This is a genomic window from Micromonospora sp. NPDC048040, assembly GCF_055587185.1.
Window position 1 is genome coordinate 324,249 of the sequence record NZ_JBVJGT010000003.1, and the last position, 15,957, is coordinate 340,205.

Consider the following 15,957-nt stretch of genomic DNA (forward strand, 5'->3'; position numbering starts at 1 on the left):
AGCGGCGGTGCGTCGGAGCGGCACGTTGTCGGACGCCTGTACGTTCCGTATTCTTGCGAATCTCCGGAGTGCGCGGCCACGTCGCCGCGCGCCCCTTTTGTACTGGGGGCGCCGATGTCGGCGGCCCCTGTCCAGGCGCCGCGGTCCGCCGCGGTTCCGCGGCCGAGGGAGCGACGATGGCGAAGCCAGCCGAGACCAGGACCGCCGGCCGCAAGCCGGTGGCGAAGGCCACCCGCAGCGCGGCGGAGACCGAGAAGATCCGGGCGGCCCTGGCGGCGCGGCGTGACGAGTTGCGTGCCGAGTACGATCAGACGCTGAGTGAGATCACCGAGCTGCAGCGCGACCGGCTGACCGACTCGGCCGGGGACGACCAGGCCGACACCGGGACGAAGACGTTCGAACGCGAGCAGGAGATCTCACTCGCCAACAGCATCCTGGAACGGATCACGCAGGTCGAGCGGGCGTTGGAGCGGCTCGACGAGGGTGGCTACGGCTGGTGCGAGCGGTGCGGCAACCCGATCCCGGTGGAGCGGCTCGCCGCGTTCCCGTCGGCCACCCTCTGCGTGACGTGCAAGCAGCTGGAGGAGCGGCGCTGAGGCCCGCTCCCCGGCGGCCATGGGAGGCGGCGCGCGGGCGCCGCCGCGAGCGTCGATGGGGAGCAGATGTCCGAAGCACCGCCCGCCGGGTCCGGCAGCGCTGAGCCGGGAGGCGGCACGCCCCGCCGCCGGGCCGTCACCATCCTGCTCGGCGTCGCGCTGACCGCCCTCGTGGCCGACCTGGTCACCAAGCACCTCGCCCTGCTCACGCTGTCCGACCGCGAGCCGGTCAAGCTGCTCGGCGGCGCGGTCTACCTCACCCTGACCCGCAACAGCGGCGCGGCCTGGAGCATCGGCTCGGACCACACCTGGGTCTTCCCGCTGATCACCCTCGGCGTGGTCGGCTGGATCCTCTGGATGGCCCTGCGGCTGCGTTCGCTGCCCTGGGCGATCTCGCTCGGCCTGGTGCTCGGCGGGGCGCTGGGCAACCTCACCGACCGGATCTTCCGCGCCCCGGGCTGGTTCGTCGGGCACGTGGTCGACATGGTCAGCCTCTTCGACCCGTACGGCCGGGTCTGGCCGGTGTTCAACCTGGCCGACAGCGCCCTGGTCTGCGGCGTGGTGCTCGCCGTCGTGCTGGAGTTGACCGGCCGCCAGCGCGACGGCAGCCGGATCGGCAAGGACGGGGCCACCGGGGCGACGGCGCCGGCCGACGCGGGGCAGCGGGAGCGGGCATGACCTCCGCCTTCGCCGCCGGCGGCGACCACCGTTCCCTGCCCCTGCCCGACGGCCTCGACGGCACCCGGCTCGACCAGGCGGTGTCGCGGCTCTTCGGGCTCTCCCGCACCGCCGCCGCGGCCCTGGTCGACGCCGGCGACGCGCTGGTCGACGGGGTGGTCCGGGCCAACTCGTACAAGGTCAGGGCCGGCTCCTGGCTGGAGGTGACCCTGCCCGCCCCGGCCGCCCCGCCCACCGTGGTGCCGCAGGCGGTCCCCGGGCTGCGGGTCGTGCACGCCGACGACGACATCGTGGTGGTGGACAAGCCGGTCGGCGTCGCCGCGCACCCGAGCCCCGGCTGGACCGGCCCCACGGTGATCGGCGCGCTGGCCGCGATCGGGCACCGCATCTCCACCAGCGGCGCCGCCGAGCGGCAGGGCGTGGTGCACCGGCTCGACGTGGGCACCACCGGGATCATGGTGGTGGCCAAGAGCGAGCAGGCGTACACGGCGCTGAAGCGGGCGTTCAAGTACCGCGAGGTCGAGAAGCGCTACCACGCCGTGGTGCAGGGGCACCTCGACCCGCTGCGGGGCACCATCGACGCCCCGATCGACCGGCACCCCACCCACGACTACCGCTGGGCGGTGGTCTCCGGCGGCAAGCCGAGCATCACCCACTACGACACGGTGGAGGCGTTCCCGGCGGCGAGCCTGGTCGACGTCCGGCTGGAGACCGGCCGCACCCACCAGATCCGGGTGCACTTCTCCACCCTGCGGCACCCGTGCGTGGGCGACCTCACCTACGGGGCGGACCCCACCCTCTCCGCCCGGTTGGGCCTGACCCGACAGTGGCTGCACGCCCGCTCGTTGAGCTTCCTGCACCCCCGTACGGGGGACGAGGTGCGCTTCGTCAGCGACTACCCTGACGACCTGGGCCGGGCGCTCGAGATCCTCCGCGACTGAGCGTCGCCCCACCGCCAGACGATTCGACGAGGGGGACCCGCACCGTGCGCGCCGGCGACCCGCTGCGGCGATGGGACCAGCCACCGCTGTCCCGGCTGGCCGGCGCCGTGACCCGGCCCGGCGCCGGTCCGGCCCGGCCGCGGGTGCTCACCACGGTCGCGCTGCTCTCCTGCGCCGCCGTGCTGCTCACCGCCGTGTGGGCCGGCGACGACCGCCCGACCGGTGACCGCACCGTCGGCGAGGTGACCCGGGTCGGGGTGGCCCACGGCGACTCGATCCCCGGCTACGTCCGCGCCGCCGCCGCCGACCTGGCCGCGCTGCCGCCCGCCGCCCCGGCGGCCGGCGACGGGACGTACGCCCTGGTCTCCCTCTCGTCCTACCTGGCCCCGCAGGGGGCGGCGGCGATCCTCGGCGACGTGCCGGTCGCCACCGTCCTCGGGCGGGTGCCGCTCACCGACCGGCAGACCGAGATCGTCCGGATCCCCGCGCAGCGGGTGCCCGACGACGTGGTCGCCGGGATGGCCGAGGTCGCCGCCCGCAAGGAGCGGGAGGCCGCCGACTACCGCGCCCGGTCCGCCGCGCTGACCGGCGGCGGGCAGGCCGAGCGCGAGCTGCGGCAGGTGTACGACAGCGGCGCCGAGGTGTCGGCGGCGGAGGCGGCCGCGTACCGCTCCGGCTGCGCCTGCCTCTACGCCGCGGTGGTCCGCGCCGAGCCGGTGGCCCTGCGCCGCCTGGCCGCCCGGCCCGGGGTGCGGGCGGTCGACCCGGCACCCGAGGTAACCCGGCTCGACCGGACCGTCTTCACGCCGCCGCTGCCCGAGCAGCGGGAGGTCGCGCACCCGCCGGCCGACGCCGGCCTCGTCGCGGGAGCGGCCACGGGGGGAGGCGACCGGGGCACGCCCTCGACCCCGCCGGTGGGCGAAACGTCGGAACCCGCACCCGAGGTGACGGATTCGTCACCGGTCCGGACCGGCCCGGCATCCGGCGGAATCCCGCCGCCGACCCCGCCCACCTCGGCAGACGCCGCCGCCGGCGGGACCGGGGCGCCGGCCGGGTGACGGTGGGCAGGGCCGAAGGTGCGCGGACGGGTGTGGTCCGAATAGGGTTTCGTTCGTAGCCTGTCAGGCGGACGTCGATGGTGCTGGGAGGGCGAGCCGTGGAGGGCAGCGAGACCGGCTGGGCACAGCCGGCCGAACCAGCACCGCGGTGGCGGGCGCTGCTCGACCGGGCCCGGCACGGCGGTCGACCGGCCGAGCAGACCGAGACCGACCGGCGCGAGGTGCCGCCGGCCCCGCCCGAGCCGCTGCCGCGCCGGTCGTCGGGGAACGGCTACGCCGCGCGGGTGCCGGCCATCGGGCGGGCCCCCGAGCCGCCGCACGGCGCGGAGCCCGGCCCGCCGGGGTACGGCACGGAATACGGCCGCCCGGCCGACGCGGGGTACGGCCGCCCGGCCGACGCCGGATACGGCCAACCCGCCGACTCGGGGTACGGCCGCCCCGCCGACGGGGGGTACGGCCGCTCGGCGGACGCCGGGTACGGCCGCTCGGCCGACGCGGGGTACCGGGCCGAGGCCACCTACCGGGTCGAGCCGGCCTACCGGGTGGACCCGGCCGAGCCGGCCTACCGGGTGGACCCGGGCTACCCGGCCGAGCCGGAGCACCGCGAGCCGCCGGCCCACCGGCCCGAGCCGGCCCACGTCGTGCCGACGCAGCGGCGCGGGCACGAGCCGGTCGAGTCGCGCTACGCGCTGCTGGACAACGGCTACCGGCACCAACCGCCCCCGGCCGAGTCCCGGTACGCCCCCCTGCTCGACGGCGGCTACCGCCCCGAGCCCGCCTACCAGCAGCCGCCCCCGGCGGCGCCCGCCCCGCCCCCGGTCGCCGAGCGGGGCTACCCGGCCCGCGTCGAGTGGCGCCCGCGCGGGGCGGAGAGCGAGTCGGAGCGCGCCGCCGGGGTGCTCCGCCGCGACCTGGGCACCCCGCGGGTGCTCGCGTTCGCCAACCCCAAGGGCGGCGTGCACAAGACCACCGCCACCGTGCTGGCCGCGGCGACCGTCGGCAGCGTGCGCGGGCGGGGCGTGCTGGCCTGGGACGACAACGAGCTGCGCGGCACCCTCGGGCTGCGCGCCGGCAGCGCCCGGCACGCCCGCACCATCCGGCACCTGGTCGGCGACCTCGCGCACATCGAGATCAAGGAGGGCGCGGAGCTGCTGGAGCACCTCGACGACTACCTGCGGCACGCCTCCGACGGCTCGTACGACGTGCTGGCCGGCGAGGAGAGCCCCCGGTTCGCCCAGCGGCTCGACCAGTTCACCGTCCGGCGGGTGCTGGAGCTGCTGCGGCGCACCCACGACGTGATCTGCGTGGACACCGGCAACAACGTGGAGAGCGCCAACTGGCGTACCGTCATGCAGGCGGCCGACCAGCTCGTGGTGACCACGGTGCCGCGCGAGGACGCCGCGTTCAGCGCCGACTGGATGCTGGACCTGCTGCACGAGGTGGGCATGGGCGAGCTGGCCGACAACGCGGTCACCCTGATCTCCTGTCCCACGCCGGGCCGCTCCCCGTTGCAGGACGACCTGGAGCGCCACTTCGCCACCCGCACCCGCGCCGTCGCCGTGGTGCCGTACGACCCGGCGCTGGAGACCGGCTCCTCGATCGAGTACCAGCAGCTCCAGCAGGAGACCCGGCAGGCGTGGCTGAAGGCCGCCGCGGTGATGCTGGAACCGTTCGCCCGGTGAGCGGGTGTGCCGCCACCGGCCACCCGCGCCGCAGCCCGGCCTGAGAGGATCACGGGGTGAGCGCGGACACCCCCGAACCCGACCGGCCCGGCCGCCGACCCGACGAGCCGGCCGCCCCGGCACCGGCAGCCCCGGCGGAGCCCGCCGCCCCGGCCGAGGACGCCCCCGCCGGCCCGTACGCCGCCCGGGAGGTCGACCAGCAGGTCGCGCGGGAGGCCGGCCCGTACGCCCCGCCGACGGCGGGCGCCGCGAGCCCGTACGACGGCCCCGGCGCGTTCCCCTACGGCCCGGGCGCCGTCTACGGAGTGGGCCAACCGGTCCCGCCCGCCGAGCCCGAGCTGCCGCGTCGCCGGGCGGTGCGGCTCGCGGCGGGCGCGGGGCTCGCGCTGACCGTCCTGGGGGTGCCGCTCGGGCTGCTCTGGGCCGCGCTCGCCCCGGACACCCCGGTGCTCAAGGTCCCCGACGGCGCGATCTACGCCGAGCCGCAGCCGGAGCAGCCGGTCGCCGCCGACGGCTGGTTCAGCCTGCTCGGGCTGGGCTTCGGGGTGCTCGCCGCGCTCGCGCTGTGGTTCGTGCTGCGCCGCGTGCGGGGGCCCGTCGGCCTGCTCGCCACCGTGCTCGGCGCGTTCGGCGCGGCGCTGGTCGCCTGGCAGGTGGGCCGGCGGATCGGGCTGGCCGGCTACCAGCGGCTGCTGGCGACCGCCCCGGACGGCCAGGCCTTCAGCAAGCCGGCGGACCTGCGGGCCGGCGGGATCGACCTGATCTTCGGCGTGCTGCCGGTGCCGCACGGCAACCTGCTGCTGCCCGCCTTCGGCGCGGCCGTGGCGTACACCCTGCTGGCGGGCTGGTCCCGCTGGCCGTCGCTGCGCCCGGAGCCCGAGCCCGGCGCGCCCGGAGTCAGTTGGGAGTCGGCGGGGAGGCCAGCTCCGCCAGCGGCACCGGAACCGCCCGCACCTGGCGCAGCAGCGCCGCCTCACGGTTGAGCAGCCGCAGCTCGGCGCGGAGCCGGGCGGCGGTGTCGTCGATGGCGAGCAGCCGCTGGCGGTCGGCCACCGTCAGCGCCGCCGTCGCGGCGACCAGGTGGGAGAGCACCGTCGGGTCCTCCGGCAACTGCTCGGACAGCTCCTCCGGGTCGGCCCGGATCAGTCCCAGGTACTGCCGGAAGACCGAGATCACCCGGGCGGCGAGCAGGTCGGCGACCTCGTCCGGCCCGTCCGGCTCCGGCAGCCACTCCACCTCCGCGGTGAGGTAGGGCGCGGTCTCGCGGTCGACGTCGGTGACGCGGAACCGGCGCCGGCCCACCGTGACGATGTCGAAGCCCCCGTCGGGGCGCTCGGTGACCTGCCGCAGCTCGGCCGTGCAGCCCACCTCGTGCAGGGTGACGTCGCCACCGCCGGGCACCGGCCGGCCGTCCGGGGCGGTGGGGGCGACCTCCCAGCCGGCCTGGATGGCCACCACGCCGAACTCGCGTGGGGCGCCTTCGGGGAGCCCGACCAGGTGCCGGACCAGGGCTCGGTAACGCTCCTCGAATATGTGCAGTGGCAGCACCAGACCGGGGAAGAGGACCGTCCCGAGCGGAAATACCGGCAGCCGCGCAGTCACGCGTCGAGGGTAGCCCGATCCCGGCGCGGCGGCGTGTCCCGGCTCACCGTCCCGGCGTACGGGCGGCAGCGGTCGGCGTCCGGGCCGGCCGCCTAGACTCGCAAGGGTGTTGAACCGGATCGACCTGCGCGGCGGCGTCCGCGACCCGCGCCGCCTGCTGCCCCGTGCCCAGCTCGACGTCTCCGTGGCCGTCGAGAGGATCCGCCCGCTCGTGGAGGCGGTCCGGGAGCATGGTTACCCGGCGATCCGGGAGGCCAGCGAGCGGTTCGACGGGGTCTCGCCCGAGGTGCTGCGGGTGCCCGGCGAGGCGATCGCCGAGGCGGAGGGGACCCTCGACCCCGCGGTGCGCACCGCGCTCCTGGAGTCGATCACGCGGGCCCGCAAGGTGCACGCCGACCAGCGGCGCACCGACCACACCACCCAGGTGGTGCCGGGCGGCACGGTGACCGAGCGCTGGGTGCCGGTCGACCGGGTCGGCCTCTACGTCCCCGGTGGCCTGGCGATGTACCCGTCGACCGTGGTGATGAACGTGGTGCCGGCCCAGGCGGCCGGGGTCCGCTCCCTGGTCGTGGTCAGCCCGCCGCAGAAGGACAACGGCGGCCTGCCCGATCCCCGGGTGCTCGCCGCGTGCGCCCTGCTCGGCGTCGACGAGGTCTACGCCGTCGGCGGCGCCCAGGCTGTCGCGATGCTCGCGTACGGGGCGGCCGTCGACGCCGGGGGCGACGCGCACTGCGACCCCGTCGACATGATCACCGGCCCGGGCAACATCTGGGTGACCGCCGCCAAGCGGCTGCTGCGCGGCGTCGTCGGCATCGACGCCGAGGCCGGCCCGACCGAGATCGCCATCCTGGCCGACGACACCGCCGACCCGGCGCACGTCGCGGCCGACCTGATCAGCCAGGCCGAGCACGACCCCCTCGCCGCCAGCGTGCTGGTCACCCCGTCGGTCGCGCTGGTCGACGCGGTCGAGCGGGAGTTGGCCCGGCAGGTGCCGGCCACCAAGCACGCCGAGCGGGTCACCACCGCGCTGACCGGCGAGCAGAGCGGCGTGGTCCTGGTCGACGACCTCGACGCCGGGCTGCGGGTGGTCGACGCCTACGCGGCCGAGCACCTGGAGATCCAGACCCGGGACGCCCGCGAGTGGGCGCTGCGCGTGCGTAACGCCGGGGCGATCTTCGTCGGCGCCTGGTCGCCGGTGTCGCTCGGCGACTACTGCGCCGGCTCCAACCACGTGCTGCCCACCGGGGGCTGCGCCCGGCACTCCTCCGGGCTCTCCGTGCAGTCCTTCCTGCGCGGCATCCACCTGGTGGAGTATTCGCAGGAGGCGCTGCGCGAGGTGGCCCCGCACGTGGTCACCCTCGCAGGAGTGGAGGACCTGCCCGCGCACGGGCAGGCGGTCAGCGTGCGCTTCCCGGGGACGGCGTCGTGAGCGGGCTCGACGACCTGCCGATCCGGGACGACCTGCGCGGGCTCACGCCGTACGGGGCGCCGCAGCTCGACGTCGCGGTGCGGCTGAACACCAACGAGAACTCCTACCCGGTGCCCGAGCCGGTGGTGGACGCCATCGGCAAGGCCCTCGCGGCGGAGCTGCGCGACCTCAACCGCTACCCGGACCGCGACGCCGTGGCGCTGCGCGCCGACCTCGCCGGCTACCTGGGCCACGGGCTCACCGTCGAGCAGGTGTGGGCGGCCAACGGCTCCAACGAGATCCAGCAGCAGCTGCTCCAGGCGTTCGGCGGGCCGGGGCGTACCGCGCTCGGCTTCACCCCGGCGTACTCGATGCACCCGCTGCTGGCGCTCGGCACCGGCACGCGCTGGGTGCCGGCCCGGCGCGGCGTCGACTTCGGGCTGACCGCCGACGAGGCGGTCGCCCAGGTCCGCGCGCACGCCCCGGACGTGGTCTTCCTCTGCTCGCCGAACAACCCGACCGGCACGGCGCTCGACCCGGCCGTGGTCGCCGCCGTGCTGGACGTCGCGCCCGGCATGGTGGTCGTCGACGAGGCGTACGCCGAGTTCGCCCGCCCCGGCACGGTCAGCGCGCTGGCGGTGCTGCCCGGGCACCCGCGGCTGGTGGTGACCCGGACGATGAGCAAGGCGTTCGGGTTCGCCGGCGGCCGGCTGGGCTACCTGGCCGCCGACCCGGCGGTGGTGGCGGCGGTGCAGCTGGTCCGGCTGCCGTACCACCTCTCGGCGCTGACCCAGGCCGCGGCCCGGGCGGCGCTGGCGCACCGCGACGCCCTGCTCGGCACGGTGGCCGCGATCATGCGGCAGCGCGACCGGATCGTGGCGGAGCTGCGGGGCCGGGGGCTGCGGGTCGCGGACAGCGACGCCAACTTCGTGCTGTTCGAGGTCGGGGGCGACCAGGCCGCCGCCTGGCGCACCCTGCTCGACGCCGGCGTGCTGGTCCGCGACGTCGGCCTGCCCGGCTGGCTGCGGGTCACCGCCGGCACCCCCGCCGAGACCGACGCCTTCCTCGCCGCCATGGAGAAGATCTAGTGGGAGCGCGAGGAGTGAGCTTGCGAGCCCCGCAGTCGCGACCGAGAGGCAGACAATGAGCCGGACCGCCCGGGTGGAGCGGATCACCAAGGAGACCAAGGTCCTCGTCGAGATCGACCTCGACGGCACCGGCCGCGCCGAGATCGGCACCGGGGTGGGCTTCTACGACCACATGCTGCACCAGATCGCCCGGCACGGCGGCTTCGACCTGACGGTGCGCACCGTCGGCGACCTGGAGATCGACGCCCACCACACGATGGAGGACACCGCGCTCGCCCTGGGCGCCGCGTTCGACCAGGCGCTGGGCGACAAGGCCGGCATCCGGCGGTACGGCTCCGCCACCGTCCCGATGGACGAGGTCCTCGTCCGGGCCGCGGTCGACCTCTCCGGCCGCCCGTACGTGGTGCACGACGAGCCGGCGCTCGCGCCGTACATCGGGCCTGTCTACCCGACCAGCATGACCCGGCACATCTGGGAGTCCTTCGGCCAGGCGGCCCGGATCACCCTGCACGTGGACGTGCTGCGAGCGGCCCGCCCCGGCGGGCACCCGGACGCCCACCACGTGGTGGAGGCGCAGTTCAAGGCCGTCTCGCGCGCGCTGCGCGAGGCCACCGCGATCGACCCGCGCGCCGCGGGCGCGATCCCCAGCACGAAGGGTGCTCTCTGATGGGCGCGAGGAAGGCGGCACGGCGGAGCCCCGCAGCCGCGGACGGAGGGCGGAGTTGATGGGCGGGGTCCTGCCGACGTTGCTGCTGATCCTGGCCGGTGTGCTGGTGGGCGGCACCTGGTCGCTGCACAAGCAGGGCGCGCCGCGCGGCGCGGTGGTCGTGACCGCGCTGCTCGCCGTGCTGGCCACGGCCGGCGGCGTGCTCTGGCTGCTGCCCGGGGACGGCTCGTGAGCCGGCGGCTCGTCGGGCCGGCCGCGGCGCGGCCCCGAGCCGTCGCCCGGGGCGGCGAGGTGGCGGCATGAGCAACGTGGTGGTGCTCGACTACGGGTCGGGCAACCTGCGCTCGGCGGAGCGGGCCCTGGCCCGCGCCGGCGCGGACGTGACGGTGACCGACGACCTGACCGCCGCCGCCGAGGCGGACGGGCTGGTGGTGCCGGGCGTGGGCGCGTTCGCCGCCTGCATGGCCGGCATCGAGGCGCTCGGCGCCGGGCCGGTGATCGCGGAGCGCGTCGCCGCGGGGCGTCCGGTGCTGGGCATCTGCGTCGGCATGCAGGTGCTCTTCGAGCACGGTGACGAGCACGGCGTGGTGACCAAGGGCCTCGGGCTGCTCCCCGGCGGGGTGACGAGGCTGGCCGCCGACCGCCTGCCGCACATGGGCTGGAACACGGTGTCGGCGCCGGCCGGGTCGGTGCTCTTCGCCGGGCTGCCCGCCGACAGCCGGTTCTACTTCGTGCACTCGTACGCCGTCGGCGACCCGGGGGCCCTGGCCGCCGCCGGCGCCACGGTCACCACCGCCCACCACGGGACCGACTTCGTGGCGGCCGTGGAGCGGGGCGCGCTGTGCGCGGCGCAGTTCCACCCGGAGAAGTCCGCCGACACCGGTGCCGCGCTGCTGGGCAACTGGCTCGCCACGCTCTCCACCGGTGACTGAGCGCCCGTCCGCCCCCGCCCGTCGGCGGGGCACGTCGTGAGCAAGGAGCGGGCCCGTCGCCGGGCGGCCCGGGAGGCCGAGGCGGCCCGGGACCGGGTAGTCCGGGAGCGGCGGGCGGCCCGGCGGGCGCGCCGGCGGGCGCTGGTCCGCCGGATCACGCCCACGCTGCGGCGGCGGCGTACCGGCCGGCTGCCCCGGCACAGCCGCGGCGAGCGGGCCGCGATCGTGCTGCTGACCCTGGCGGCGATGGTCCTGATCTGGTCGCTCGTGGACGACCTGGCGCTGCGGATCGCGCTGGTCGTGCTGTTGCTGCTCGTACTGCCGGCGATCGTGGTGATCGCCCTGGACCGTCGCACCTGACCCGAGGAGAAGAATCGTGAGCCTCACCCTGTTGCCCGCCGTGGACGTCGCCGACGGCCAGGCCGTCCGGCTCGTGCAGGGCGCCGCCGGCAGCGAGACGACGTACGGCGACCCACTGGAGGCCGCGCTGGCCTGGCAGCGGGACGGTGCCGAGTGGATCCACCTGGTCGACCTCGACGCGGCGTTCGGACGGGGCTCCAACGCGCACCTGCTGGCCGAGGTGGTGCGCCAGCTCGACGTGAAGGTGGAGCTTTCCGGCGGCATCCGCGACGACGAGTCGTTGCAGGCCGCGCTCGGTACCGGCGCGGCCCGGGTGAACATCGGCACCGCGGCCCTGGAGGACCCGGTCTGGTGCGACCGGATCTGCGGCGAGTACGGCGACCGGGTGGCGATCGGGCTCGACGTGCGGGGCCGTACCCTCTCCGCCCGGGGCTGGACCCGCGACGGCGGCGACCTCTACGAGGTGCTGGAGCGGCTGGACAAGGCCGGCGCGGCGCGGTACGTGGTCACCGACATCACCAAGGACGGCACCATGCGCGGGCCGAACCTGGACCTGCTGCGCGAGGTCTGCGCGCGCACGGACGCCCCGGTGATCGCCTCCGGTGGCGTCTCCACCCTGGACGACCTGCGGGCGCTGGCCACCCTGGAGCCGATCGGCGTGGAGGGCGTGATCGCCGGCAAGGCGCTCTACGCGGGCGCGTTCACCGTCGCGCAGGCGCTGGACACCCTGGCCGCGGCGTGACCGCCACCCGGCTCGGCTCCGGCGGCCCCTGGGAGTCCGTGTACGGCTACTCCCGGGTGGTCCGGGCCGGCGACCTGGCCTGGACCGCCGGGTGCACCTCCACCGTGGACGGCGTGGTCACCCACGTCGGGGACGCCGCGGCGCAGACCGCGCAGGCCCTGCGGATCGCCCTGGACGCGCTCGCCGAGGTCGGCGCGGCGCCCGGCGACGTGGTCCGCACCCGGATGTACGTCACCGACCGCGCGTACGCCGACGAGGTGGGTCGGGCGCACAACGCGGTCTTCGGAGCGGTCCGCCCGGCCGCCACGATGGTGGTGGTCGCCGGCCTGCTGGATCCGGACCACCTCGTGGAGGTGGAGGTGGAGGCGTACCTCGGCGACCGCTGAGCGCAGCCGGGGCATTCCGCTCCGGACGGCCGTGCGCGACCCGCCGTCCGGTCCTCGACCGACCCGGCCCGCCGGTGCCAGACTGACCCGGTGAACGGGGCGGCCGTCGGTCGGGACACGGTGGTCGACCGCGCCTGGCGGGCTCTGGACGAGGGCCGGTCGGTGCTGGTGGAGGGCCCTGCCGGGATCGGCAAGACCGTCGTGCACCGGGCGCTGCTGGCCGCGGCCGGCCGGGCCGGCTGGCTGGTGCTGGCCTGCGCGCCGACGGAGACGGAGGCGGCGCTGCCGTTCGCGGCGCTCGCCGACCTGCTGGCCCCGCTCGCCGCCCGGGTGCCCGAGCTGCCCGCGCCGCAGCGCGCGGCGCTCGGCGGGGTGCTGCTCGCCGGCGACGAGGTGGCGCAGCCGGTCGACGAGCGGACGGTCGGCGCGGCCACCCGGTCGCTGCTGGACGCCGCCGCCGACCCGGCCGCGCCGCGGCTGTTGCTGGCCGTCGACGACGCCCCGTGGCTCGACCCGCCGAGCGAGCGCGCGCTGCGGTTCGCGGTGCGCCGGCTGGTGCCCCGGGTCGCCGTCCTGGTCACCGCCCGCGCCGAACCCGCCGGGACGGAGCCGGCCCCGCTCGGGCTCGACCGCGGCGCCGCCGGCGCCCGACTCGACCGGGTGTCCCTCGGCCCGCTCGGCGTGGGGGCGCTGCACCACGTGCTGCACAACGAGACCGGGACGGCGCTGCCCCGGCCCCTGCTGGTGCGGATCGCCGAGGAGTCCGGGGGTAATCCGCTGCTCGCCATCGAGTTGGCCCGGGCGGTCCTGCGGATGCCGCAGCTGCCGGCGCCCGGTGCCGACCTGCCGGCCGCGCCGTCGCTGCGGCAGCTCGTCGCCGAGCGGGTGGCCGCCCTGCCGCCGGACACCCGGCACGCGATCCGGCTGGTCGCTCTCTCCGGCCTGCCCACCGTGGCGGGGCTGGCCCGGGCCGGGGTCCCGGCGGCCGCCCTCGACCCGGCCGAGGAGGCCGGCCTGGTCGCGGTGCGCGGGGAGGAGGTCGTGTTCACCCACCCCGTCTACGCGGCCGCCGTTCGCGACGACGTGCCGCCGGGGGTGCGCCGCCGGTCGCACCGGCTGCTGGCCGACACCGCGACCGACCCGGACGAGCGGGCCCGGCAGCTGGCCCGGTGCGTCGCCGGCCCCGACCCGGCGGCGGCGGCCGAGATCGCGGCGGCAGCCGCGCGCCAACGCAGCCGGGGGGCACCGGAGACGGCGGCCGGGCTGTACGACAGCGCGGCCCGGCTCGCCCCGCCGGGCGCGCCCGGCGGGCACGCGCGGTGGCGACTGGCCGCCGCGGAGTGCCGGTTCGACAGCGGCGACTACCCGGCCGCGAAGGTTGCCGCCGACCGCGCGGCCGAGGAGCTGACCGGGCCGGCGCGCGCCGAGGCGCTGCTGCTGCGGGCGGTCGTCGCGTGGAGTTCCGACGAGCCGCCGGAGGCGGTCCGGGCGGTGGCCGACCGGGCGCTCGACGCCGCCCCGCCCGGCTCGTCGCTGGCGGGGCGGATCCACGCGCACCTCAGCCTGTTCCGGGACGCGCCGGACCCGGCCCGGCGGCACGCGGAGGCGGCGGTCGCCCTGCTGGCCGACCGCCCGGACGACCGCCCGGTGCACGCCGCGGCGCTGCTGCTGCTCTTCTTCAACGAGGTGCGCGCCGGGCTGCCGGCCCGCGCCGACCTGCTGGACCGGGGGCTGGCGCTGGAGGGGGAGGAACCGTCCTGGCTGGCGGGCATCGTGCCGGCTGCCTGGTGGAAGGCGGTGGACGAGCACGGGCGGGCCCGCGACCGGCTGCACCGGATGCTGGAGCGGGCCGCCGCCCGCGGCGACGAGCCCTCCCAGCACGAGCTCCTCTGCCACCTCGGGGAGACCGAGCTGCTCGCCGGGCGCTATCCGGCCGCCGCGGCGCACATCGCCGCCGCCCGCGAACTGGGCGAGCAGTACGGCAGCGACTCGGCCGGCGAACACTGGCTGGACGGGCTGCTCCACGCGTACCGGGGCGAGCTGGCCGAGGCCGCCCGCGTCGCCGAGGACGGGCTGCGCCGGGCCGCCGAGCTGGACGACCGTTGGCGGCGGCGGATCTACGCCCAGCTGGCCGGCTTCGCCGCGCTGACCGGTGGCCGGCTGCCGGCCGCCGCCCGGCACTACGGCGAGCTGGCCGCGACCGTCGACGAGCTGGGCCTGGTCGAGCCGATCGCCCAGCGCTTCGAGCCGGACTGGCTGGAGGCCTGCGTCGGCGCGGGTGACCTGGTCACCGCCGAGGCGGTGCTGGACCGGCTGGCCGCCCGGCACCGGCGGCTGCCGCGGCCGTGGACCACGCTGGGCCTGGCCCGCAGTCGGGCCCTGCTCGCCGGCGCCCGGGGCCGGGACCCGTCGGACGCCCTGGCGGAGCTGGCCGCCGCCCGGGCCGCGGTGCCCGCCGACGTGCTGCCCCTGGACCGGGCCCGTTGCCTGCTGGTGGCCGGGGTCGCGTACCGGCGGGTGCGGCGCCGCCGCGAGGCGCGGGAGGCGCTGGTCGCGGCGGCCACCGAGTTCGAGGCGCTCGGGGCGGCCGCCCTGGCGGCCCGGGCCCGCGCGGAAGCGGGCCGCACCGGCGGCCGCCCGCCCGCGCCCCGCCAGCTCACCGGCACGGAACGCGAGGTGGCCCGGCTCGCCGCCGCCGGTCGCACCAACCGCGTCATCGCCGACACGCTGTTCATCAGCCCGAAGACGGTCGAGGCGAACCTCGCGCGGATCTACCGCAAGCTCGGGGTTGCCAGCCGTGCCGAACTCGGTGCCGCGATGGCCCGCGCGGCCGACGGCGAAGGGTAGGGAAACACCCGATTACCCCGGCGTCGGGCGGGCCTAGCGTCGACGCATGGCCACCCGACTCTTCGTCCTCGAACGCTACGACCGCGTTCCGGGGGAGTGCGCCGACGTGCCGGCCGGCGCGCTGAGCACCGGCGTCACCCGGCTGCGGGGCGCGCTGCGGATCCCGGCCGACGACGTGGCGCTGGCGCTGGTCGAGGGGCCCGACGCGGAGACGGTGGCCGAGGCGGCCGCCGCCGCCGGCTGGCGTGTCGACCGGCTGGCCCCGGCCGAGTGGATCACCGTGCCGGACGCCCCGGCGCCGTGGAGTGGAGGAGACCGACCGTGACCGTACCGAAGCAGATCCGTCGTCACCGGCGGTCCGTGCTGCTGCTGGCCGGGCTGCTCGCAACGGCCGGGCCGGTGGCCGGCTGCGGGGATACGGAGGAGACCCCGCCCGTCGCCGGTGTCGAGGCGACCCCGGAGGCGGTGGTCGCCGGGACCCTGGCCGCCGAGCCTTCCCCGACGCCGGCGGCGTCGGCCCCGGACCCGTGCGCGCTCGTGTCCCGGCGGGAGGCCGAACAGCTCGCCGGCACCCCGCTGGAGGAGGGTCAGCCGGTGCGGGAGACCTGCACCTACACCGGGCCGACCAGCGGGCCGACGGCCCAGGTGGAGATCTTCGTGGGCGAGGGCGCGAGGAAATTCCTGGACATCGAGCGGGACCTCGGCCACGAGCTGCGGCCGCTGGCCGGGGTCGGCGACGAGGCGTACGCGAGCCACGAGGCCGTCTTCGTGCACCGGTCGGGGGTCTGGGCGTCGGTGCGCCTGGTGCGGCTCAACGACCCGGCGGAGAACCGCGCGCCGCTGGAGCGGGTGGCCCGTACGGTGGCGGGACGGCTCTGAGCGGTGGGCGGGATGCTCGTCCGGGCGTGCGGAGGGGCACCCTCCGGACACCTCCGGCAGGGCGGGGAACCCGTGGCGACGGCGGTGGTCG

At 77.0% G+C, this 15,957-nt stretch carries 18 protein-coding genes; 17 read left to right on the plus strand and 1 reads right to left on the minus strand.

The window, feature by feature from the left end; genetic code table 11:
* The first annotated feature begins 176 nt into the window (after positions 1–176).
* The 6 genes from ACZ6O2_RS06030 to ACZ6O2_RS06055 all read left to right on the plus strand — a co-directional run bounded on the left by ACZ6O2_RS06030 (position 177) and on the right by ACZ6O2_RS06055 (position 5,938).
* Positions 177–596, plus strand: a complete 420-nt coding sequence (locus ACZ6O2_RS06030) for a TraR/DksA family transcriptional regulator (RefSeq protein WP_088992775.1) — start codon at positions 177–179, stop codon at positions 594–596.
* A gap of 66 nt (positions 597–662) precedes the next feature.
* Positions 663–1,274 carry a signal peptidase II gene (lspA, locus tag ACZ6O2_RS06035; protein ID WP_466022154.1) on the plus strand — a complete coding sequence of 204 codons (612 nt, stop codon included), beginning with the start codon at positions 663–665 and terminating at the stop codon, positions 1,272–1,274.
* On the plus strand, positions 1,271–2,215 hold the full coding sequence (locus ACZ6O2_RS06040; RefSeq protein WP_350686255.1) for an RluA family pseudouridine synthase: 945 nt from the start codon (positions 1,271–1,273) through the stop codon (positions 2,213–2,215). The genes lspA and ACZ6O2_RS06040 overlap by 4 nt, the downstream gene beginning before the upstream one ends.
* 44 nt (positions 2,216–2,259) lie before the next feature.
* Positions 2,260–3,273, plus strand: a complete 1,014-nt coding sequence (locus ACZ6O2_RS06045) for a hypothetical protein (RefSeq protein ID WP_466022155.1) — start codon at positions 2,260–2,262, stop codon at positions 3,271–3,273.
* Between the two features lie 77 nt (positions 3,274–3,350).
* Positions 3,351–4,955 (plus strand): MinD/ParA family ATP-binding protein, encoded by a 1,605-nt coding sequence (locus tag ACZ6O2_RS06050; protein WP_466022156.1) that lies wholly within the window; start codon positions 3,351–3,353, stop codon positions 4,953–4,955.
* A gap of 56 nt (positions 4,956–5,011) precedes the next feature.
* Positions 5,012–5,938, plus strand: a complete 927-nt coding sequence (locus ACZ6O2_RS06055) for a DUF2567 domain-containing protein (RefSeq protein WP_466022157.1) — start codon at positions 5,012–5,014, stop codon at positions 5,936–5,938.
* Here the strand turns inward: ACZ6O2_RS06055 and ACZ6O2_RS06060 are convergent.
* The gene (locus ACZ6O2_RS06060; protein WP_350709340.1) at positions 5,853–6,557 is read right to left on the minus strand and encodes an LON peptidase substrate-binding domain-containing protein; all 705 of its coding nucleotides are present in this window, start codon (positions 6,555–6,557) and stop codon (positions 5,853–5,855) included. The genes ACZ6O2_RS06055 and ACZ6O2_RS06060 overlap by 86 nt on opposite strands.
* Before the next feature lie 106 nt (positions 6,558–6,663).
* Between ACZ6O2_RS06060 and hisD the strand changes: the two genes are divergently transcribed.
* The 11 genes from hisD (at position 6,664) to ACZ6O2_RS06115 (ending at position 15,866) form a co-directional block, all read left to right on the plus strand.
* Positions 6,664–7,986: a histidinol dehydrogenase gene (gene hisD, locus ACZ6O2_RS06065; protein ID WP_466022158.1), complete on the plus strand. Its 1,323-nt coding sequence runs from the start codon at positions 6,664–6,666 to the stop codon at positions 7,984–7,986.
* Positions 7,983–9,053 carry a histidinol-phosphate transaminase gene (locus ACZ6O2_RS06070; RefSeq protein WP_363707779.1) on the plus strand — a complete coding sequence of 357 codons (1,071 nt, stop codon included), beginning with the start codon at positions 7,983–7,985 and terminating at the stop codon, positions 9,051–9,053. The genes hisD and ACZ6O2_RS06070 overlap by 4 nt, the downstream gene beginning before the upstream one ends.
* Before the next feature lie 55 nt (positions 9,054–9,108).
* On the plus strand, positions 9,109–9,720 hold the full coding sequence (hisB, locus tag ACZ6O2_RS06075) for an imidazoleglycerol-phosphate dehydratase HisB (RefSeq protein ID WP_088999256.1): 612 nt from the start codon (positions 9,109–9,111) through the stop codon (positions 9,718–9,720).
* A gap of 58 nt (positions 9,721–9,778) precedes the next feature.
* On the plus strand, positions 9,779–9,952 hold the full coding sequence (locus ACZ6O2_RS06080) for a hypothetical protein (RefSeq protein WP_350709335.1): 174 nt from the start codon (positions 9,779–9,781) through the stop codon (positions 9,950–9,952).
* A gap of 67 nt (positions 9,953–10,019) precedes the next feature.
* On the plus strand, positions 10,020–10,652 hold the full coding sequence (hisH, locus tag ACZ6O2_RS06085; protein WP_350709333.1) for an imidazole glycerol phosphate synthase subunit HisH: 633 nt from the start codon (positions 10,020–10,022) through the stop codon (positions 10,650–10,652).
* Between the two features lie 36 nt (positions 10,653–10,688).
* A complete protein-coding gene (locus tag ACZ6O2_RS06090; protein WP_466022159.1) occupies positions 10,689–11,012 on the plus strand; it encodes a hypothetical protein in 324 nt (107 codons plus the stop codon).
* Positions 11,013–11,028: 16 nt separating this feature from the next.
* Positions 11,029–11,754: a bifunctional 1-(5-phosphoribosyl)-5-((5-phosphoribosylamino)methylideneamino)imidazole-4-carboxamide isomerase/phosphoribosylanthranilate isomerase PriA gene (gene priA, locus ACZ6O2_RS06095; protein WP_350709329.1), complete on the plus strand. Its 726-nt coding sequence runs from the start codon at positions 11,029–11,031 to the stop codon at positions 11,752–11,754.
* On the plus strand, positions 11,751–12,140 hold the full coding sequence (locus ACZ6O2_RS06100; RefSeq protein ID WP_350709327.1) for a RidA family protein: 390 nt from the start codon (positions 11,751–11,753) through the stop codon (positions 12,138–12,140). Before priA ends, ACZ6O2_RS06100 begins: the two co-directional genes overlap by 4 nt.
* Positions 12,141–12,230: 90 nt before the next feature.
* Positions 12,231–14,987, plus strand: coding sequence for an AAA family ATPase (locus ACZ6O2_RS06105; RefSeq protein ID WP_466022160.1), 2,757 nt, complete (start codon positions 12,231–12,233; stop codon positions 14,985–14,987).
* A 46-nt stretch (positions 14,988–15,033) separates the two neighbouring features.
* The gene (locus ACZ6O2_RS06110) at positions 15,034–15,312 is read left to right on the plus strand and encodes a hypothetical protein (RefSeq protein ID WP_350709324.1); all 279 of its coding nucleotides are present in this window, start codon (positions 15,034–15,036) and stop codon (positions 15,310–15,312) included.
* Positions 15,309–15,866 (plus strand): DUF3558 domain-containing protein, encoded by a 558-nt coding sequence (locus ACZ6O2_RS06115; protein WP_466022161.1) that lies wholly within the window; start codon positions 15,309–15,311, stop codon positions 15,864–15,866. The genes ACZ6O2_RS06110 and ACZ6O2_RS06115 overlap by 4 nt, the downstream gene beginning before the upstream one ends.
* Positions 15,867–15,957 lie beyond the last annotated feature (91 nt).